We start from the raw sequence: 18802 nt of genomic DNA, 5'->3' as shown, positions 1-18802 counted from the left end.
ACCCTCAGGGCGAACCCTGCGGACTGTCAGCCGTGCGCGTGCAGCGGCTTGCCAGCCAGGGCGAGGTGGGCCTCGCCGAGGGCCTCGCCCTGCGTCGGGTGAGCGTGGATCAGCTGCGCGACCTCGCTGGGTAGCGCCTCCCAGTTGTAGATCAACTGGGCCTCGGAGACGAGCTCGCCGGCGCGGGAGCCGACGATGTGTACGCCGAGCACGGGGCCGTCCTTCTGCCGGACCAGCTTGATCGCGCCGGCCGTTTTCAGGATCTGGCTCTTGCCGTTGCCGGCGAGGTCGTAGGTGATGGTCTCGACGTTGTCGGCGCCGAGGCGCTCCTTCGCGACCGCCTCGGTGATGCCGACCGAGGCGACCTCGGGCTCGGAGTACGTGACGCGCGGAACGCCGTCGTAGTCGATCGGGACGACGTCGAGCCCGGCGAGGCGTTCGGCGACGAGGATGCCCTCGGCGAAACCGACGTGCGCGAGCTGCAGGGTCGGGATCAGGTCGCCGACCGCGGAGATCGTCGGGACGTTCGTCTGGCACAGGCCGTCGACCTTGACGAAGCCGCGCTCCATCTCGACGCCGACCTCCTCGTACCCGAGGTTCGCCGACACCGGGCCGCGGCCGATCGCGACGAGCAGCACCTCGGCCTCGACGGTCTTGCCGTTCTCGGTCGTGATCTGCACGCCGTTGGCGGTGTGCGAGACGCCGGTGAACCGGGCGCCGAGCTCGAACGCGATCTTGCGCTTGCGGAAGGCGCGCTCCAGCAGCTTGGAGTTGGCCTCGTCCTCGATCGGGACCAGGTGGGGCAGCGCCTCGACGATCGTGACGTCGGCGCCGAAGGACTTCCACACGCTCGCGAACTCGACGCCGATGACGCCGCCGCCGAGGATGATCGCCGAACTCGGGACGCGGTCGAGCAGCAGCGCGTGGTCCGAGGTGAGAACGCGGGTGCCGTCGATCTCCAGGCCGGGGAGCGAGCGCGGCACGGAGCCGGTCGCGAGCACGATGTGCTTGCCGGTGTAGCGGACGCCGCCGGCGTCGACGCTCGTGGCGGAGCTCAGGCGGCCCTCGGCCTCGATCAGCGTGATCTTGCGGCTCTTCACCAGGCCCTGCAGGCCCTTGTAGAGCTTGCTGATGACGCCGTCCTTGTAGGCGTTCACGCCGGCCATGTCGATGCCGTGCAGCGAGGTCTTGATGCCGAACTGCTCGCCCTCACGGGCCAGGTCGGCGACCTCCGCCGCGTGCAGGAGCGCCTTGGTCGGGATGCAGCCGTTGTGCAGGCAGGTGCCCCCGAGCTTGCCCTTCTCGATCAGTGCCACCGACAGACCCAGCTGGGCGGCGCGCAGGGCACAGGCGTACCCGCCGCTGCCGCCTCCCAGGATCACGAGGTCGAATTCGGTGCCTGCCTGCTCCGCCACGGGAACTCCCTCACTGGTGTCTGCGGTTGAGCAACCGTCATCCTTTCACCTGTGATTCCTACCCCGATCAGGCGGGCGAGCGGCCTTGGTCACGTCGGTGGGGGTGAACCGCCCGACCAGCGGCGATACTGCTGGCAGACCACGGAGGGGTCCGGCAGATGAGGTTGTTCCGCAAGAAGGCGGCCACGGGTGATTCCCGGCGCGCCGACCTGGCCGACCGCGACCACCTGAAGGAGTGGTCGGAGACCCGGGTCGGGGTCGAGGCCTACCTGGAGCCCCAGACGGCGGTCACCGAGCCGACGGTCATGCTCATCGCCCACGACGGCGAGTGGACCCGGCGGCGGGTCCCGAGCCACGAGCACGCGCGCTCGCTGATGGGCAAGCTCGGGATACCCGTCTACGACGTGGCGCTGACCGGGTACCCCCAGCGCAAACGGGACTACGACGCGCGCCGCGCCGCCGAACGCAAGCAAGGCCGCTGACGTGCACGGGCGGCGGGTCGGGTTGCGCAGGAGTGCCCGGGCGGCCGCCGTGCTCGCCGGTCTGACCCTGCTCGCCGCCGCCGCCGGCTGCGGCGGCGACTCCGGCGACTCCGGTGACGGTCCGGCCGAGGGCGCCCTCGCGGGGGCCTCCGCCGGGGCGACCCCGGGCGCGAGCGGCGGCGGGACGCCCGGCCCCCAGGGGGCGACCGCCGACGCGGGCGGGCCGGTCGTGGCGGGCGCGAGCCGGTTCGTGGTCCTGCGCTCGGGCGACTGGTTCCTCAGCCAGGGCCTCAAGCCGATCGGCGCCAGCCGCACGCTCTACCTCGCCGACGACCGGTCCTTCGACTGGTACGCCGAGTACGCCGACCCGGTCGCCGACACGAGCGTGCGGATCACCGGCCACCTGCGCGGGCTGAAGGCGCAGACCGCGGTGCTGCGCAAGCTCGGCGGGAAGACCACCGAGACCCGGATCGGCGGCCGCGCGGCCGTCTGGTCGGCCCCGCCCGGAGCGGCGCCCGTGACCGTGCTGATCGCGTGGGCGCCGAACTACACGATCGAGTTCGCGGCGTCCGGGCTCGTGCCGGCGGAGACGCTCCGCCTCGCCGCGGCCCTGCGGCCCGCGACCGAGGCGGCGTGGCGCAAGGCCGGCGGGCTGGTGCTCGACTGCCCGCCGGGCGGCGACCTCTGCCCGAACTGACGCCCGAACTGACCGGCGTCAGCCGGCGGCGACGTCCTCGGCGAGGGCGACCAGCGTCCGGACCGCGACGCCCGTCCCGCCCTTGGGCACGTAGCCGTAGGGCTCGCCCTCGTTGAAGGCCGGGCCGGCGATGTCGAGGTGGGCCCACTTCACGCCGTCGGAGACGAATTCGCGGAGGAACAGCGCCGCGGACAGCGCGCCGCCCCAGCGCTCGCCGATGTTCGCCATGTCGGCGACCGAGGACTTGAGCGAGTTGCGCAGCTCCTCCGGCATCGGCATCGGCCACATGCGCTCGCCGGTGCGCTCGCCGAGCTCGTGGACGCGCGTGCGCAGGTCGTCGTCGTTGCTCATCACGGCCGAGGTGCGGTGGCCGAGCGCGACCATGGCCGCGCCGGTCAGCGTCGCGGCGTCCACGAGGACGTCCGGGGACTCCTCGCACGCGCGCGCGATCGCGTCGGCCAGGATCAGCCGGCCCTCGGCGTCGGTGTTGAGCACCTCGACCGTCTTGCCCGAGTACATCGTCAGGACGTCGGACGGCCGCTGCGCCGTGCCGGAGGGCATGTTCTCCGCGGTCGGCGCCCACGCGGTGACGTTGACCGGCAGCTTCAGGCGGGCGATCGCGCTGATCGCCCCGATGACGGCGGCGGCGCCGCCCATGTCGCACTTCATCGTGATCATCGCGTCGGCCGGCTTCAACGACAGACCGCCGGAGTCGAACGTGATGCCCTTGCCGACGAACGCGATCGTCTTCTTGGCCTTGGGGTGCGTCCACGACATCCGGACCAGGCGCGGCTTGTTCTCCGAGCCCTGCCCGACGGCGAGGATGCCGCCGTAGCCGCCCTTCTTCAGCGCGCGCTCGTCGAGGATCTCGACGGCGAGGCCGGCCTTGCGGCCGTAGGAGTCCGCGGCGGCGGCCAGGTCAGCGGGGTGCAGGTCCGACGGCGGGGTGTTCACGAGGTCGCGGGCGAAGCAGACCGCGTCCGCCACGACCTCGGCGCGGGTGAGGGCGGCCTTGGCCGCGCGGTCGCCGGTCAGCGACGAGACCAGGGTGATCGCACCCACCGGTGCCGGGGGAGTGGAGCCGTTCGTGCGGTAGCGCAGGTACGAGTACGCGCCGAGCAGCGCGCCCTCGGCGACGGCCCCGACCTCCTCGACGGTCTCGGCGGGCAGCGCGAGCGCGACGGACTTGTTGCCGGCGAGCGACCGGGTCGCGGCCCCGGCCGCGCGCCGGAGCGCCTCGGCCGGGTACCCCGCACGGCCCTGCGGCTCGCCGAGACCGACGACCACGACGACCGCGGCCCGGACCGACCCGGACGCCGGGATCTTCGTGACCTCCTCGGCCTTGCCGGTCGCGCCCATCGCCTTGAGGACGGTGGCCAGCTTCGCGACCCCGGCGGCCTCGATCGCCTTCGCGCCGGCGGTGAGCACCGGACCCTTCGGACCGGACCCGACACCGACGACGACGGCGTCGGCACGCACCTCGGCGGCGGCGGAAGCGGACAGGGAGATCGTGGCCACGTCGAGGTCCTCTTCAAGATCGCGGGCAGGACAAACGTCGAGCAGTGAGTTCGAAGCCTAACCGCGCCGCCCCGCTCCGCCGGGTTTCCGGGTCACTAGCGTGTGCCCATGACCGAACTACGGCATTCGCCCCTGCACGAACGGCACCGCGAACTGGGCGCGAAGCTCGCCGACTTCGGCGGCTGGGAGATGCCGATCGACTACGGCGGCGCGCCCGCCAAGCTTGGCGTCGTCGCCGAGCACACCGCGGTGCGCACGGCCGTCGGCGTCTTCGACGTCACGCACCTCGGCAAGCTCTCGGTCACCGGTCCGGGCGCCGCGGCGTTCGTCGACTCCTGCTTCACCAACGCCCTCGACCGCATCGCGCCCGGGTCCGCGCAGTACAGCCTCTGCTGCGCCGAGGACGGCGGTGTCGTCGACGACCTGATCGTCTACCTGCGCGCGGACGACGACGTCCTCGTCGTGCCGAACGCGGCCAACTGCGCGACGGTCGCGGGCCTGCTGGCCGAGGCCGCTCCGGCGGGTGTGACGGTCACCGACCGGCACACCGACTTCGGCGTCCTCGCCGTGCAGGGCCCGCGGGCCGACGACCTCGTCGCGGCCCTCGGCCTGCCGACCGGGCACGAGTACATGTCCTTCGTCGACGCGACCTGGGACGGGCGGCCCGTCGTCGTGTGCCGGAGCGGCTACACCGGCGAGCGAGGGTACGAACTGCTGCCGCGCTGGGACGACACCGGCGACCTGTGGGACGCGCTGCTGAAGACCGGCGAGCAGTTCGGCGCCATGCCGTGCGGGCTCGGTGCCCGCGACACCCTGCGCACCGAGATGGGCTACCCCCTGCACGGTCAGGACATCTCACGCGCCGTCACTCCGGTGCAGGCCGGTCTCGGCTGGGCGGTCGGCTGGGACAAGCCCGCGTTCTGGGGCCGCGACGCCCTGCTCGCCGAGAAGGCCGCGGGGCGGTCGCGCCGACTCGTCGGCCTGGTCGGCCTGGAGCGCGCGATCCCGCGCTGCCACATGACGGTCCTCCGGGCCGGGGGCGGCCCCGCGATCGGCGAGGTCACCAGCGGCACGTTCTCCCCGACACGCAAGGTCGGCATCGGCCTCGCGCTCCTCGAGGCCGGTACCCCCGACGCGGTCGCCGACGGCGACGAGGTCGTCGTCGACGTCCGGGGCCGGCCGGGCCGGTTCCAGGTGACCAGGCCCCCGTTCGTGGAGTCGCACGTGCGCTGACGCGTCCGTCGCCCAGTCGGGTCTGACGCAACGTCAGGTCGTCGACAGCACCACGAGTCCGACGGTCATGGCGGTCTCGACGAGCGCGCCGAGGACGTCCCCGGTCATCCCGCCGAACCGGCGCCGGCAGTGCTCGAGCAGGGCGCCGGCGGCGAGCAGCGCCAGCCCGACGGCGATCACGGCCCGAGCCGCACCGACGTCGGTCCAGAGCCCGATCAGCGCCGCCACCCACAGCGCCGTCCCGGCCCAGACCGCCGCCGCGGCGCCGGAGACGGTCCCGCCGACCAGGGCACCGAGCCCGTCGGGGCGGGCGGCGGGCAGGCCGGCGCGGCACGCCCACACCACGGGGATGCGGGCGGTGGCGGCCGCGAGCGCGAACAACGCCACCGCGTGGTGGTCCGGCCCGCGCGCCAGCAGCGTGGCCGCGGCGCCGCACTGGAGCAGCGCGGCGAACAGGATCGACAGGACGCCGAACGGCCCGATGTCGGAGGCCTTCATCACCGCGAGCGCGCCCTCGGGGTCCTTACGGCTGCCGAGGCCGTCCGCGGTGTCGGCCAGGCCGTCGAGGTGCAGGCCGCGCGTCAGCGCGGCGAACAGCGCGACGGCGACGATCCCGGTGATCAGGGTCGAGGTGCCGAGCTCGCCGAGCCCCCAGGCCGCGAGTCCGACGCCGGCGCCGAGCCCCGCGCCGACCAGCGGTGCGCAGCGGATCGCGGTGCCGGCCTGGTCACGCTCGGCCCGGACCGCGCCGACCGGGACCACCGTCAGCAGCCCGACGGAGAGCCGGGCCCCGGCGGTCAGCCGGGCGGGGAACCGCACGCCGGCCGGTCCCGCGTCAGGATCCGGGGGCGGACGCGTCGCCCTCGGGCTCCGCCGGGATCTCCGAGAGCGGGGAGAGCGGGTCGGAGAACCAGGTCTCGCTCTCGCCGACGATCCGGCCGGTGTCCGAGAGGGACGCGGCGGCGACGTCGAGCATCTCGGCCGCGAGCAGGACGGCGATGCCGTCGCCGGGGAACAGCCCGACGTCCAGCAGCGCCGAGCGGCCCAGGTACCGCAGGCCGGACGTGCTGGCCGGGTCCGGGTCGTTGTGCGCCGGCATGAACCAGGCGCCGGCGGCCTCGTTGATCCGGTGGGCCATCAGGGCGGCCGCCGTCGGGGCCAGGCCCTCGAAGATGACCGGGAGCTTGCGTGCGGCCGCGCCGAGGATGACGCCGGTGAGGTGGGCGATCTCGGTCCCGCCGATCGCCTCCAGCAGCGAGAGCGGGTCCTCGGGGGCCTTCTTCACCCGGCGCAGGCTGTCGCGGACGGCCGAGACCATCCGCATCCACTCCTGGTCGCCGCGCAGGGTGCTCGCGACGGTCTGCGCGTCGGCCTCGTTCAGGAACGCGATGAGGGTGGCGGCCGGGACCCGCGCCGCCTCGCTCGGCGCGGCGAGCAGCAGCAGGTCGGTGCCGATGTCGGCCTCGGTGTCGGCGAGCAGGGCGCCGCGGGCCAGCGCGTCCCAGACCTCGGTCGCCTCGCCGTCGGCGCGACTGCGGAGCACCGCGCGCAGGCTGTGGGAGGCGACCCGGTCGACGACGTCCGGCACGCCGGCGTCGTCGGTGAAGATCATCAGCTTCGCCCGCGCGGGCGGGGGCGGCGGGCAGACGCCGTAGACCGCGGAGAGCCAGGCCGCCACGTCACCGAGGCGACCGAGCGGGTCCTCCCGGCGCTCGCGGAGCCGCGCGACCGCACTGGAGCGTGCGTCGTCGTCCGGCCACTCGATGAGACCGGAGAGCTTGTCCAGGCGCGCGTTGTTCATCGCGCCCGGAGCCTAGGACACGTCGGTACCGACAGCACTACGCCCACCCCGGATCTGCCCCCGGATCGGCCCCCGGCGCGGTCAGAGGGAGCAGCCGCCCGGCGACCACCAGGTAGGCCTCGTCGGCCGCCGCCGCAAGGCGCACGTTGAGCCGGCCGAGCTCGTCGCGGAACCGGCGTCCGGCCGCCGTCGCCGGCACCACGCCCATTCCGACCTCGTTGCTCACCGCGATCACCGTCCCGGAGGCCTCTGCCCAGGCCGTGACCAGGGCATTCACCCGTTCACCCAGACGAGTGGGGGCGTCGGCCGCCCACGCGGCGTCGTCCCAGGCGTCGACGGCGTCCATGGCGCGGGTCAGCCAGAGCGCGACGCAGTCCAGCAGGACCACCCCGCGGTCGGGCTCGCGCAGGACCGGGACCGGGTCGGCGGTCTCGACGGTCCGCCAAGTGGCGGGCCGCCGCTGCTGGTGCGCGGCGATCCGCGCCGCCCACTCGGCGTCGTCCGGGCGCCGGTCCGCCGTCGCGACGTAGACGACCTCACCACCGGCCACCCCACCGGCCACCCCACCGGCCACCCCACCGGCCACCCCGCCGGCCGCCGCCCGGGCGGCCATCGCCTCCGCGGCCACCGACTTCCCGGACCGCGCCCCGCCGAGCAGCAGAACGCGGCGGGCGGGGCGGGTGTCGGTCACGGCGGCTAGCCTGCCGTACCTGACGGCACGAGCGAGCGGAGCGGGTGGCATGGCCTGGAGCTGGCGGTACGAGAAGCGCGACGGCAGCGAGGTGCTCCCCGTGGCCGGGTCGGTGCCGCAGTTCCCGACCCAGGCCGACGCCGAGAGCTGGGTCGGGGAGGTGTGGCGCGAGCTGCTCGACCAGGGCATCGACGCCGTGACCCTGCTGGAGAACGGCGCGAAGGTCTACGGGCCGATGTCGCTGCACCCGGTCGAGTAACCGGGTCGGGCCGGTCCGGGCTTCGGTCCGCGATCCGGTCTTGGCTCAGGTGGGCCGGAAACCGCGGGGGACCTGCGGCTTCGGGGTGCGCATGGAGCGCCAGGTCAGGGCGCGCATCAGCGAGTAGGCGACGGCGCCGCGGCGGGACTCGTTCGGGAACTTGCGCCGCAGGGCCTTCTTGAGCTGGACCGTGAGGATCCCGGAGTCCACGAGGACGACGAGGATCATCACCGAGGACAGCGACCCGCCGATGCCGTTGGCGCCCGCGACCATGAGCACGAGGCTGGCCAGTGCGATCGGCATGAAGAACTCGGCGGCGGTGAGGCGGCCGTCGATCCAGTCCCGGCAGAACTTGCGGACCGGGCCCTTGTCCCGGTTCGGCAGGTAGCGCTCGTCGCCGTTGTTCAGGGCGTCCCGCATCAAGCGGGTGGTCTCGGCGCGCTTCTTGCGCTGCATCTTCGCGCGCTCGCGGCTGTCCCGCGGCGGGCGGATGCGCTCGCGGCGCTCCTTCTCGGCCTCGCTGCGCTTGGGGGTCGGCCGGCCCTTGCCCGACTCGACCACGGGGGCCGACGTGGCCTCGGTGGTGGCGGACTCGCGGTCGCGTCGCGTGAACACGTGCCCAGGATAGTCGGCGTAGGGTGATGCTCCCCGCGGGAGATCGTCTTGACGGAAGGGCGGCACGGAGCCGATGGGCATGTGGCAGCGGCTGAAGCTGATCTTCAAGGCCAAGGCGAACAAGGCCCTGGATCGGGCCGAGGACCCGCGCGAGACGCTCGACTACAGCTACTCCAAACAGCTGGAGATGCTTCAGCGGGTGCGGCGGGGTGTGGTTGACGTCGCGTCCTCGCGCAAGCGACTGGAGCTCCAGCAGCAGCAGCTGCGGACGCAGGCCGACAAGTGCGAGGAGCAGGCCCGGCAGGCCCTCTCGCTCGGCCGGGAGGACCTCGCCCGCGAGGTGTTGACCCGCCGCTCGGCGATCCAGCAGCAGGCCGCGGACCTCGACACGCAGCACGCGGAGCTCGCCGCGCAGGAGGAGAAGCTCACCCTCGCCGCCCAGCGGCTGCAGGCCCAGGTCGACGCGTTCCGCACCCGCAAGGAGACGATCAAGGCCAGCTACACGGCGGCCGAGGCCCAGACCCGGATCAACGAAGCCGTCAGCGGCCTGTCCGACGAGCTCGGCGAGGTCGGCCTCGCCATCCAGCGGGCCGAGGACAAGACCCAGCAGATGCAGGCCCGCGCGGGCGCGATCGACGAGCTCATCGCCGCCGGGACGCTGGACGCCGGCCCCGGGGCCCAGGACGACGTCGCGGCCGAGCTCACCCGGCTGTCGTCGGCGTCGGACGTCGAGCTCGAGATGTCCCGGATGAAGGCCGAGCTCGCCGCGGGCGGCACCCCGCCGCCGAAGGCGATCGAGACCAACGAGAAGGCCGACGGCGCCTGACGCTGCGCCGTCCCCGCCGGGCCCCGCCCGGGGCCCTACGCTGACCGCCCGCCCGAACCTGCCCGAACCGGGCTCCCCGCCCGAGGAACCGAGGACCTGCGCCCGTGGCCGTGGACTTCTTCGACGACCGTCTGCTCGAGGACGAGACCGCGCTGGCCGGGGTCGACGACCTGCTCCGCCACCTCGCCGAGGCCGGGTCGCGCGTGCGCCACGAGGTGAACGCCGCGACCGAGGCGATGGCGGCGCTGGCGAACACCCCGCGGCCGCGCGCGGTCGTCGCCGCCGGGTCGGACGCCCGCCTGCTGCGGGCGGTCCTGGAGCCCTGGTGCCCGGTGCCGTTCGTCGCGTGGCCGGGCCCCGGCCTGCCCGGGTGGGCCGGCGCGCTCGACCTCGTCGTCGTCATCGCGCCGGGCGGCCACAGCGCGGACGCCGCGTCCGCCGCCGCCGAGGCGGTCCGCCGCGGTTGCGGCCTGCTGGTCTCGACGCCCGCGCAGTCCCCGCTCGCGGAGTCCTCGGCCTCCCGCTCGACGGTGCTGCTGCCGACGCAGACGACCGACGTCCTCGCGGTCGCGGTCGTCGCCCTCCAGGCACTGCACACCCTCGGCCTCGGCCCGGAGGTCGACGCCGAGGAGGTCGCGGAGAAGCTCGTGGAGTCCGCGGTGGCCTGCGCGCCGCGGCGGAACCTCGGGTCGAACCCGGCCAAGGACCTCGCGGTCGAGCTCGCCGAGGCGGTCCCGCTGGTGTGGGGCGGTTCGGTGCTCGCGGCCCGGGCCGGCCGGCGCGTCGCCGAGGCCATGCGCCAGGCGAGCGGCCGGACCGCGCTCGCGGCCGACGCCGACCACCTGATCCCCGTCATCCGGGGCGCCGGGGCGAACCGGCGGAACGACATCTTCGCCGACCCGTTCGAGGACGGGCCCGCCGAACAGCGTCCGGTGCTGATCGTCCTCGACGACGGCTCGGAGGACACGACGGTCCGCATGACCCGCGGCCGCCTGCTGGCCGAGGCGGAGCAGAACGGTGTCCGCCACCGGGTGCTCTCGTGCCACGACGGCGGCCCGATCAGCCGCTACGCCTCGCTGCTCTCCACCGGGCAGTACGCGGCCGTCTACCTCGGCCTCGGGCTCGGCCGCACGGCCCTGCCCGCGGGCGACGCCTCCTGACCGTCCTGTCAAGAAAGGGTGACACCCTTTTTTGACACGGTGGGTCAGATCCCCGGCAGGGCCAGCATCTGGTCGAGGGCGATCTTCGCGTAGCGGGCGGTCTCGGCGTCGACGCTGATGACGTTGCGGACCTGCCCCTCGACGAGCGACTCGAGCGCCCAGGCGAGGTGCGGCATGTCGATGCGGTTCATCGTCGAGCAGTAGCAGACGGTCTTGTCGAGGAAGACGACCTGCTTGTCCGGGTGCTGCTTCGCGAGGCGCTGCACCAGGTTCAGCTCGGTGCCGATCGCCCAGGCGGAGCCGGCCGGGGCGGCTTCCAGCGTCCGGATGATGTGCTCGGTCGACCCGACGTGGTCGGCCGCGCTGACGACCTCGTAGCGGCACTCCGGGTGCACGAGGACGTTCACGCCGGGGATGCGCTCGCGGACGTCGTGCACGTTCTGCTCACTGAAGCGGCCGTGGACCGAGCAGTGCCCGCGCCACAGGATCATCTTCGCGTCCTGGAGCTGACGCTCCGTCAGACCACCGTTGGGCTTGTGCGGGTCGTAGACGACACAGTCGTCCAGGCTCATCCCGAGGTGCCGCACGGCGGTGTTGCGGCCGAGGTGCTGGTCGGGGAGGAACAGCACCTTCTCGCCCTGCTCAAAGGCCCACTTCAGAGCGACGTGCGCGTTCGAGGAGGTGCAGATCGTGCCGCCGTGCCGACCGGTGAAGGCCTTGATGGCGGCGGACGAGTTCATGTACGAGACCGGGACAACGTCGCCGGCGACTCCCGCATCGGAAAGTACGTCCCAGGCGTCCTCGACCTGCTCCCAGGTCGCCATGTCGGCCATCGAGCAGCCGGCGGCCAGGTCGGGGAGGATCACGCGCTGGTGGTCGCCGGTGAGGATGTCGGCCGACTCGGCCATGAAGTGCACGCCGCAGAACACGATGAACTCGGCCTCCGGTCGTGCAGCGGCCTGCTGGGCGAGCTTGAAGGAGTCACCGGTGACGTCGGCGAAGGCGATGACGTCGTCGCGCTGGTAGTGGTGGCCGAGCACGAACACGCGCTGTCCGAGCGTGGCCTTCGCGGCTTCGATGCGCGCGGCGAGGGCCGGGTCGGCGGCCGGCGGCAGCTCGCCGGGGCACTCGACGCCCCGCTCGGAGGACAGGTCCGCCGGGCCCCGCGTCAGCAGGGTCAGTGGCACCGGGGTGCTGATGCTCACGGCGTTCTCCTTCTGCGCGCTTTCCGGCCTCGATGTTTGCACAGGTGTTCGTGTCGGACCGTGCCGTGCTGTTTCCGTGACCGCGTACCGGGAAGAACGCTCGGCTCGAGCGTTATCTTCCGCGGATGCGTGTCCTCGTCGCCCCCGACTGCTTCACCGGAACTCTGAGCGCCCCGGACGCCGCCGCGGCGATCGCGGCGGGCTGGCGTTCGGCCGCCCCGGACGACGAGATCACCGTCGCGCCGCTCTCGGACGGCGGGCCCGGCTTCGTCGACGTCGTCGCCGCCGCGCTGGGCGGGGAGCTCCTCGCCGTCACCGTTGCCGGCCCGCTGGGACACCCGGTCCCGGCCACGCTGCTGCTGACCGCCGACGGCACCGCCTACCTGGAGTCCGCCCAGGCCTGCGGCCTGCACCTGATTCCCCCGGACCGCCGCGACCCCACCCGGACCACCACCGTCGGCGTCGGCGAGCTGATCGCCGCCGCCCTGGACGCCGGCGCCCGCGCCCTGGTGATCGGACTCGGCGGGTCCGGGACGAACGACGGCGGCGCCGGGGCCCTCGCGGCGCTCGGCGCGCAGCCCGGCGACCTCCTGCGCGGCGGGGGAGCGGCCCTGCGCGAGCTCGACCCGGCCGTCCTCGACCTGAGCGCGGCCCGCGAGCGGCTCGCCGGCGTCGACGTCCGCATCGCCTCCGACGTCGACAGCCCGCTGCTGGGCCTGCGGGGGGCCAGCGCCGTGTTCGGCCCGCAGAAGGGCGCGACCGACGACCAGGTCCAGCGCCTGGACGCCGCGCTCGAGCACTTCGCCCGCGCCGCCCAGCCCGACGTCGGCCTCAACATGACCGGCTCGCTCGCGATCGCGGCCGGGGCGGGCGCCGCCGGCGGTCTCGGCTACGGACTGTTGCTGCTCGGGGCACACCGCGTGCCCGGAATCGCGGGGGTCATCGAGTTGACCGGCCTGACGGCGGCGGCCGCGGCGGTCGACGTGATCGTCACCGGCGAGGGTTGTTTCGACTGGCAGTCCCTGCAGGGGAAGGTCGTTTCCGGCGTCGCCGAGCTCGCGATGTCGGTGGCCCGCCCCTGCGTCGTCCTCGCGGGCCAGGTCGAGGTCGGGCGGCGGGAGATGGCCGCGCTCGGCGTCGAGTCGGCCTACTCGGTCGCGGAACTCGCCGGGTCCGCGGAGGCCGCGATGGCCGAGCCGGCGGTCCACCTGGAGGCCCTCGCGGCGCGGGTCGCGCGGGCCTGGTCGCGCCGCTGACCAGCGGACGAGCACCCGCCGGACCTCCGCCGACGCGCCCGGGCCGGCGGGGCAAACCGTGTGACTCTGTGCACAGGCCTTCGTCCGCCACGGTCGACGGGAATGCCGGCGGGGGTCTCGTGTGTCAGCATGGGTGTGTTCCGCACCTGCGGACCGGACCCGTACATACGCCAGGAGCGACTTCATGACGGCATCCAGCGAGACCACCACCACCGGCGTCGTCCTGACCGACGCTGCGGTCTCGAAGGTCAAGAACCTGCTCGAAGCGGAAGGTCGCGAGGACCTCCAGCTGCGCATCGCGGTCCAGCCCGGCGGTTGCTCGGGTCTGCGGTACCAGCTCTTCTTCGACGAGCGCTCGCTCGACGGCGACGTCGTTCACGACTTCAACGGCGTCGGCGTGGTCGTCGACCGCATGAGCGTCCCTTACCTGGGCGGCGCCACCATCGACTTCGTCGACACGATCGAGAAGCAGGGCTTCACGATCGACAACCCGAACGCGGCCGGCAGCTGCGCCTGCGGCGACAGCTTCCACTGAGCAAGCGGCCCCCTGGCCGGGCTCACCCGAACGGGCTAGGGCACGCCGGCCGGCATGCCCCGCGCGAGCCAGGCGGACGCGGGGCCCAGGTCCCACGGGGCCGGCCGCCACGAGCCGGTCTTCTCGATCAGCGGCGGCGGGAACGTCGTCGCGAGCCGTTCGGCGTCCCGGCACAGGGACTCCAGGCCCGGCGCGAGCGCGGCGGACATCGCAGTGGTCGGCGTACGCGGATCGGCCATGACGCCTCCTCGGATGGGGGCTCGGCGAGGTGCGCTGCGGGCCACGCTAGGCGCTGTGCGCAAGCGGAACCAGCCCTTACCTGCAGGTAGCCTGAGCGCACCCGTTCGTGCCGCGTGCGCATCCGCGCGACCGCACCCCGTGCCTGAGGAGTTCCGCGCGTGAAGATCGCCGTCACCGGCTCGATCGCCACCGACCACCTGATGACCTTCGAGGGGCGGTTCGCGGACTCGCTCGTCGCGGACCAGTTGGAGAAGGTCTCGCTCTCGTTCCTCGTCGAGGACCTGGAGGTCCGCCGCGGCGGCGTGGCGGCGAACATCGCGTTCGGCATGGGCTGCCTGGGCCTGCAGCCGGTGCTCGTGGGCGCGGTCGGTGAGGACTTCGAGCCGTACCGCTCCTGGCTGGAGCGCCACGGCGTCGACACCGCCTCGGTCCACGTCTCCGAGCTCAAGCACACCGCCCGGTTCGTGTGCACGACCGACCGCGACCAGGCCCAGATCGCCTCGTTCTACGCGGGCGCGATGAGCGAGGCCCGCGAGATCGAGCTCGGCCCGATCGCCGCCCGCGTCGGCGGGCTCGACGTCGTCCTGATCGGCGCGAACGACCCCGAGGCGATGGCCCGCCACACCGCGGAGTGCCGGGAGCGCGGCATCCCGTTCGCGGCCGACCCCTCGCAGCAGGTGGCCTGGCTCGACGGCGACGCGATCCGGAACCTGATCAACGGCGCGAGCTACCTGTTCACCAACGAGTACGAGGCCTCGGTCGTCGAGAAGAAGACCGGGTGGAGCGCCGCGGAGATCTCCGAGCGCGTCGAGGTCCGCGTGATGACGATGGGTGCCGACGGCGCCCGGGTGCAGCGTCGCGGCGACGAGGCGATCCACGTCCCGGTCGCGGCCGTGGAGAAGGTCCTCGAGCCCACCGGCGTCGGTGACGCCTTCCGCGCCGGCTTCTTCGCCGGACTGAGCTGGGAACTCGGGCTCGAGCGCAGCGCGCAGCTGGGGTCGCTGCTGGCCGCGCACGTCGTCGAGACCGTCGGCACGCAGGAGTACACGCTCGACCGTGCGGGCTTCCTCAAGCGCTTCGGTGCCGCCTACGGGTCGGACGCCGCGGCGGAGGTCGAGCCGCACCTCGCGGGCCTGCCCGCCTGACGTCCGGCGGGGCCCGCGTGCCGGTCGAGCCGGAGCCGACGCCCTGGGCGTTCCCCCCGGTTGAGGTCGCGGACCCGCTCGGGTTGGTCGGCGTGGGCGCGGACCTGGAACCGGGGACGCTGCTGGCCGCCTACCGGTCGGGCATCTTCCCGATGCCGGAGAGCCGCCGCGGCCCGATGGGCTGGTGGTCCCCGGACCCACGCGGGGTGCTGCCCGTCGACGGCGTCCACGTCAGCCGGTCGCTGCGGCGGACCCGCCGCCGGTTCACGATCACCGTGAATTCCGCTTTCGACGAGGTCGTCGCCGCCTGCGCCGACCCGCGGCGGCCGCACGGCTGGATCTCCCCGGCGCTGCGCGGCGCGTACCGGCGCCTGCACGACCTGGGGTGGGCGCACAGCGTCGAGGTCCGCACCGCGGACGGCGCGCTCGCCGGCGGGCTGTTCGGCCTGGCGATCGGGGGGTTCTTCGCGGGGGAGTCGATGTTCCACCGCGTCACCGACGCGTCGAAGGCGGCGGTGGCGGCCGTCGGTGAGCTGCTCGCGGCCGGGGACGGGCCGGCGGCGCAGCGGTTGTTCGACGTCCAGTGGACGACCGACCACCTCCGCACGCTCGGCTCGGTCGACGTGCCGCGGCCGGAGTACCTTCGGCGGCTGGAACGCGCGCTGGAACTGCCCCTGCCGCCCGCCTTCGACGACGGGGTCCGCGCTCCCGCGCCGGCTCTGGGGTTGGATGGGACCTGACGCGTTCCGAGGGGCAGGCGATGGCGACCGAGGCGCAGACGGCGCACTCGACGGGGCTGCCGCGGCAGCCGCACCCGGACCCGCCGACCCCGGATTCCGGCGCTCGCGCGTCGGGCGGGACCGCCTGGACCTGGTTCCTCGCCGCCGGGCTGTTCGCGCTCTACGCGGTCGTGTCGGTGCGCCTGCACCAGCGCGTCCGCACCACCGGCTTCGACCTCGGGATCGTCGAGCAGGCCGTGCGCGGATTCGCGTCCGGCGGCGCCCCGATCGTCGAGGTCGAGGGGCCCGACGCCAACCTGCTCGGGGACCACTTCTCCCCGGCGTACGCGGCGCTCGCCCCGCTGTACCGGGTGTTCCCGTCGCCGGTGACGATCCTGCTCGCCCAGGCGTTCCTGCTCGCGATCGCGGTCGTCCCGATCGCGCGGTACGCCCAGCAGGTGCTGGGGCGCTCCGCCGCTGTCGTCGTGGGCCTGGGCTACGGGCTGTCGTGGGGGATCGCCGAGGCCGTCGGGTTCGACGCGCACGAGGTCATGTTCGCCGTCCCGCTGATGGCCGGCAGCGTCGTGGCCCTGGCCGAACGGCGGTTGCGGGCCGCGGTCCTGTGGGCGCTGCCGCTCCTGCTGGTGAAGGAGGACCTGGGCCTCACCGTTGCCGCCGTCGGCGCGCTCGTCGCGTGGTTCGGCGCCCGGCGGCTCGGCCTGGCGACCGTCGTCGGCGGCCTCGCGGGCACGGCCGTCGAGGTCTTCTGGCTGCTCCCGGCGAACACGCCGGCGGGCACGTTCTCGGCGTGGTGGGGCTCGCACCGCCGCAGCGACGACAGTGGCGGCCTCGACGCGCACCTCGAGCGGGTCACCGTCGGGTTGTTCGAGCACGAGCCCAAGGTCGTGCTGCTCATCCTGCTGGTCGCGCCGACCGCGATGGTCGCGCTGCGCTCACCGCTGCTCCTGCTCGTGCTGCCGACGCTCGCGTGGCGGCTGACGTCGGACAACGCGCTGTACTGGGGGACCAGCTACCACTACAGCGCCGTGCTGATGCCGGTCGTGTTCGTCGCCTTCGTCGACGGGCTGCGGCGTCTGCGTGCGCACCAGGGCCCGGCGCGGATCCCTGAGGCGCTCGCGATCAGCGCCGTCGTCACCGCCCTCCTGGTTCCGGCGCACCCGTTGTGGTCGGCCGTCCGCCCGAGCACCTGGACCGCCGACCCCCGCGCCGCCGACGCCCGGGCCGTCCTCGCACCGATCCCCGACGACGCCCAGGTGCAGGCCTCGAACCGCCTGGTCCCGCAGCTGACCTCGCGGGCAGCGGTCTCGGTGTTCGGCTCGCCGCTGTCGCGGGCGAACCCGGAGTGGATCGCGGTCGACCGCAGCGACCCGGTGAACTGGCCCTTCGACTCGCTCGCGGACCAGGAGGAGTTCACCGAGCTCGCCCGCGAGATGGGTTACGGGGTCGTCCTCGAGCGGGGCGAGTTCGTCCTGCTCCGGCGGAGCACCGACGACCCGCGTCAGTTCCCGCCGCCGCCGGAGCCGGTGCCGGCGCCGGCGGAAGCGGGCTGAACCCGGCGGACGAAGTACGCGACGCCCCGGTCGGCCGGGACGCTGCCCAGGTACTCCTGGCCGCGCAGCTCGCACCAGGCCGGGACGTCGAGCGCGGCGGCGGCGTCGTCGGAGAGGACCGCGATCACCTCGCCCGGTTCGACGTTCCGCAGGTGGCGGGCGAGTTCGATGATCGGGGCCGGGCAGCGCCGGCCGAGGGTGTCGAGCGTCAGCTGCGCCTGCAGGCTCACAGCCCGGCCACCCCGGCGGCGTCGCGGAGCTCGGCGATCACGCCGGGCAGCACCGCGCAGAAGCGGTCGACCTCGGCCTCGGTCGTACCGCGGGGGAGCGAGACGCGGACGTTGCCGTGCGAGAGCACGCCCATCGCCTCGAGAACGTGACTGGGTTTCAGGGTGTCGGCCGTGCACGACGAGCCGGAGTTCACCGCGAAGCCGGCGCGGTCCAGTTCGCGCACCAGCGCCTCGCCGTCGAGGTAGAGACAGGAGAACGTGACCAGGTGCGGCAGCCGGGCGTCCGAATCCGCGGGGCCGTGGACGACGACGTCGGGCAGCGCGGCGGCCGCGGCGCGGACCCGCTCGGTCAGCGCTGCGAGGCGGGCGCCCTCGGCCGCCGCCTCGGCGGTCACGGCCGCGAGCGCGGCCGCTGCGGCCGCGATCGCGGGCACGTTCTCGTAGCCGGGCCCGCGGCCGCCCTCGCGCTCGCCGCCGGGGAGTGGGGAACGCCATCGGGCCGCACGGCGGATCGCCAGCACCCCCACGCCGGCCGGGCCGCCCCACTTGTGGGCACTGCCCACGAGCACCGACCAGCCCGCCGGCACCGGCTCGCGGCCCAGGCTCTGCGCCGCGTCGACGAGCAGGGGCACCCCGGCGGCGGTGGTCGCGTCCGCGATCGCGGCGACGGGTTGGCGCGTCCCGACCTCGTGGTTGGCGCTCTGCAGGCACGCCAGGGCCGTGTCCGGTCGCAGCGCCGCGGCGAACGCGGCGGCGTCGACGCGGCCGGCCCGGTCGACGCCGACCAGGTCCACCGCGCCGCCGGCCGCCTCGTGCGCCGTCGCGGCGTGCAGGACGGCCGAGTGCTCGACGGCCGAGGTGACGAGGTGGGCACCGACCCGGACGCGGCCCTTCAGGCAGCCCGCGATGCCGAGCTGCAGCGCCTGCGTCCCGGACGCGGGGAAGGCGACCTCGGCCGGGGCCGCGCCGATCACCTCGGCGACGATCTCGCGGGCCGCGTCGAGGCGCATCCGCGCCCGGCGACCGTCCCGGTACAGCCGGGCCGGATCGGCCCAGCCGTCGTCGAGAGCGGCGAGGAGTGTGGCGCGCGCCACGGGGTGCAGCGGCTCGGTGGAGGCGGCGTCGAAGTAGGCCCCGGAGGGAACGGGAGCCGGGTTCGGATCGGTGCCGGTGCTGACGCTGCCCACGTGCTCAAACCTAGGCG

19 protein-coding genes and 1 pseudogene are annotated in these 18802 nt (G+C 74.1%); 11 read left to right on the top strand and 9 right to left on the bottom strand.

The features are described 5' to 3' along the window. Positions 1 to 26: 26 nt before the first annotated feature. Positions 27 to 1415: a dihydrolipoyl dehydrogenase gene (gene lpdA, locus SPOPO_RS0124185; protein WP_019877743.1), complete on the bottom strand. Its 1389-nt coding sequence runs from the start codon at positions 1413 to 1415 to the stop codon at positions 27 to 29. A 158-nt stretch (positions 1416 to 1573) separates the two neighbouring features. Here lpdA and SPOPO_RS0124180 point away from each other — a divergent pair, with 158 nt between their 5' ends. Next, the gene (locus SPOPO_RS0124180; protein WP_019877742.1) at positions 1574 to 1897 is read left to right on the top strand and encodes a hypothetical protein; all 324 of its coding nucleotides are present in this window, start codon (positions 1574 to 1576) and stop codon (positions 1895 to 1897) included. Position 1898: 1 nt separating this feature from the next. Further along, positions 1899 to 2594, top strand: a complete 696-nt coding sequence (locus SPOPO_RS33260; protein ID WP_156870197.1) for a hypothetical protein — start codon at positions 1899 to 1901, stop codon at positions 2592 to 2594. A gap of 18 nt (positions 2595 to 2612) precedes the next feature. Here SPOPO_RS33260 and SPOPO_RS0124170 read toward each other — a convergent pair whose 3' ends face one another. After that, on the bottom strand, positions 2613 to 4112 hold the full coding sequence (locus tag SPOPO_RS0124170) for a leucyl aminopeptidase (RefSeq protein WP_019877741.1): 1500 nt from the start codon (positions 4110 to 4112) through the stop codon (positions 2613 to 2615). A gap of 108 nt (positions 4113 to 4220) precedes the next feature. Here SPOPO_RS0124170 and gcvT point away from each other — a divergent pair, with 108 nt between their 5' ends. Next, complete coding sequence (gcvT, locus tag SPOPO_RS0124165; RefSeq protein WP_019877740.1) at positions 4221 to 5345, top strand: glycine cleavage system aminomethyltransferase GcvT; 1125 nt, start codon at positions 4221 to 4223, stop codon at positions 5343 to 5345. A 33-nt stretch (positions 5346 to 5378) separates the two neighbouring features. On the opposite strand, the gene SPOPO_RS0124160 is transcribed toward gcvT, so the two are convergent. From SPOPO_RS0124160 to SPOPO_RS31435, 3 genes are read right to left on the bottom strand one after another with little or no spacing between them, the layout of a single operon-like run. Beyond that, positions 5379 to 6164, bottom strand: coding sequence for an adenosylcobinamide-GDP ribazoletransferase (locus SPOPO_RS0124160; protein WP_019877738.1), 786 nt, complete (start codon positions 6162 to 6164; stop codon positions 5379 to 5381). A gap of 16 nt (positions 6165 to 6180) precedes the next feature. After that, positions 6181 to 7146 (bottom strand): nicotinate-nucleotide--dimethylbenzimidazole phosphoribosyltransferase, encoded by a 966-nt coding sequence (locus SPOPO_RS0124155; RefSeq protein WP_019877736.1) that lies wholly within the window; start codon positions 7144 to 7146, stop codon positions 6181 to 6183. Positions 7147 to 7183: 37 nt separating this feature from the next. Further along, a complete protein-coding gene (locus tag SPOPO_RS31435) occupies positions 7184 to 7837 on the bottom strand; it encodes a bifunctional adenosylcobinamide kinase/adenosylcobinamide-phosphate guanylyltransferase (protein WP_019877735.1) in 654 nt (217 codons plus the stop codon). A gap of 49 nt (positions 7838 to 7886) precedes the next feature. Between SPOPO_RS31435 and SPOPO_RS0124145 the strand changes: the two genes are divergently transcribed. Further along, positions 7887 to 8096, top strand: coding sequence for a hypothetical protein (locus SPOPO_RS0124145; RefSeq protein WP_019877732.1), 210 nt, complete (start codon positions 7887 to 7889; stop codon positions 8094 to 8096). A 45-nt stretch (positions 8097 to 8141) separates the two neighbouring features. Here the strand turns inward: SPOPO_RS0124145 and SPOPO_RS0124140 are convergent, their stop codons facing one another. Next, entirely contained in the window at positions 8142 to 8711 is a 570-nt protein-coding gene (locus SPOPO_RS0124140) for a DUF3043 domain-containing protein (protein ID WP_019877731.1), read from the bottom strand. A gap of 73 nt (positions 8712 to 8784) precedes the next feature. Here SPOPO_RS0124140 and SPOPO_RS0124135 point away from each other — a divergent pair, with 73 nt between their 5' ends. Both SPOPO_RS0124135 and SPOPO_RS0124130 read left to right on the top strand, forming a co-directional pair. Next, positions 8785 to 9537 (top strand): PspA/IM30 family protein, encoded by a 753-nt coding sequence (locus SPOPO_RS0124135; RefSeq protein ID WP_019877730.1) that lies wholly within the window; start codon positions 8785 to 8787, stop codon positions 9535 to 9537. A gap of 104 nt (positions 9538 to 9641) precedes the next feature. Then, positions 9642 to 10697, top strand: coding sequence for an SIS domain-containing protein (locus tag SPOPO_RS0124130; protein ID WP_019877729.1), 1056 nt, complete (start codon positions 9642 to 9644; stop codon positions 10695 to 10697). A 44-nt stretch (positions 10698 to 10741) separates the two neighbouring features. Here the strand turns inward: SPOPO_RS0124130 and nadA are convergent, their stop codons facing one another. Further along, the gene (gene nadA, locus SPOPO_RS0124125; RefSeq protein WP_019877728.1) at positions 10742 to 11902 is read right to left on the bottom strand and encodes a quinolinate synthase NadA; all 1161 of its coding nucleotides are present in this window, start codon (positions 11900 to 11902) and stop codon (positions 10742 to 10744) included. 125 nt (positions 11903 to 12027) lie between these two features. Here nadA and SPOPO_RS0124120 point away from each other — a divergent pair, with 125 nt between their 5' ends. Together SPOPO_RS0124120 and erpA are read left to right on the top strand one after the other, a co-directional pair. After that, positions 12028 to 13158 (top strand): glycerate kinase family protein, encoded by a 1131-nt coding sequence (locus SPOPO_RS0124120; protein WP_019877727.1) that lies wholly within the window; start codon positions 12028 to 12030, stop codon positions 13156 to 13158. A gap of 184 nt (positions 13159 to 13342) precedes the next feature. Then, a complete protein-coding gene (gene erpA, locus SPOPO_RS0124115; RefSeq protein WP_019877726.1) occupies positions 13343 to 13693 on the top strand; it encodes an iron-sulfur cluster insertion protein ErpA in 351 nt (116 codons plus the stop codon). 35 nt (positions 13694 to 13728) lie between these two features. Here the strand turns inward: erpA and SPOPO_RS0124110 are convergent, their stop codons facing one another. Beyond that, positions 13729 to 13932, bottom strand: a complete 204-nt coding sequence (locus SPOPO_RS0124110; RefSeq protein ID WP_019877724.1) for a hypothetical protein — start codon at positions 13930 to 13932, stop codon at positions 13729 to 13731. 159 nt (positions 13933 to 14091) lie between these two features. On the opposite strand from SPOPO_RS0124110, the gene SPOPO_RS0124105 reads away from it, so the two are divergent. The 3 genes from SPOPO_RS0124105 to SPOPO_RS31430 are packed head-to-tail and all read left to right on the top strand — an operon-like array spanning position 14092 to position 17368. Beyond that, positions 14092 to 15078, top strand: a complete 987-nt coding sequence (locus tag SPOPO_RS0124105; RefSeq protein ID WP_019877723.1) for a carbohydrate kinase family protein — start codon at positions 14092 to 14094, stop codon at positions 15076 to 15078. A 17-nt stretch (positions 15079 to 15095) separates the two neighbouring features. After that, a complete protein-coding gene (gene aat / locus SPOPO_RS0124100) occupies positions 15096 to 15818 on the top strand; it encodes a leucyl/phenylalanyl-tRNA--protein transferase (protein WP_019877722.1) in 723 nt (240 codons plus the stop codon). 20 nt (positions 15819 to 15838) lie between these two features. Beyond that, entirely contained in the window at positions 15839 to 17368 is a 1530-nt protein-coding gene (locus SPOPO_RS31430; protein WP_019877721.1) for a DUF2079 domain-containing protein, read from the top strand. On the opposite strand, the pseudogene SPOPO_RS0124085 reads toward SPOPO_RS31430, so the two are convergent. Then, positions 17317 to 18785: pseudogene (locus SPOPO_RS0124085) on the bottom strand (aminotransferase class V-fold PLP-dependent enzyme). The gene SPOPO_RS31430 and the pseudogene SPOPO_RS0124085 sit on opposite strands and share 52 nt — an antisense overlap. Positions 18786 to 18802 lie beyond the last annotated feature (17 nt).

Source organism: Sporichthya polymorpha DSM 43042 (assembly GCF_000384115.1).
GTDB classification, from domain to species: Bacteria; Actinomycetota; Actinomycetes; order Sporichthyales; family Sporichthyaceae; genus Sporichthya; species Sporichthya polymorpha.
Note: the sequence above shows the minus strand (reverse complement) of the source record. Positions and strands in the feature narration are given on the sequence as shown.

What these genes read in the sequence shown, in the direction of transcription:
- gcvT (WP_019877740.1), top strand. Translation starts at nt 4,221, where the DNA reads ATGACCGAACTACGGCATTCGCCCCTGCACGAACGGCACCGCGAACTG.
- SPOPO_RS31430 (WP_019877721.1), top strand. Translation starts at nt 15,839, where the DNA reads ATGGCGACCGAGGCGCAGACGGCGCACTCGACGGGGCTGCCGCGGCAG.
- SPOPO_RS0124110 (WP_019877724.1), bottom strand. Translation starts at nt 13,932, where the DNA reads ATGGCCGATCCGCGTACGCCGACCACTGCGATGTCCGCCGCGCTCGCG.
- SPOPO_RS0124135 (WP_019877730.1), top strand. Translation starts at nt 8,785, where the DNA reads ATGGGCATGTGGCAGCGGCTGAAGCTGATCTTCAAGGCCAAGGCGAAC.
- erpA (WP_019877726.1), top strand. Translation starts at nt 13,343, where the DNA reads ATGACGGCATCCAGCGAGACCACCACCACCGGCGTCGTCCTGACCGAC.
- SPOPO_RS0124180 (WP_019877742.1), top strand. Translation starts at nt 1,574, where the DNA reads ATGAGGTTGTTCCGCAAGAAGGCGGCCACGGGTGATTCCCGGCGCGCC.
- SPOPO_RS0124145 (WP_019877732.1), top strand. Translation starts at nt 7,887, where the DNA reads ATGGCCTGGAGCTGGCGGTACGAGAAGCGCGACGGCAGCGAGGTGCTC.
- SPOPO_RS0124120 (WP_019877727.1), top strand. Translation starts at nt 12,028, where the DNA reads ATGCGTGTCCTCGTCGCCCCCGACTGCTTCACCGGAACTCTGAGCGCC.
- SPOPO_RS0124155 (WP_019877736.1), bottom strand. Translation starts at nt 7,146, where the DNA reads ATGAACAACGCGCGCCTGGACAAGCTCTCCGGTCTCATCGAGTGGCCG.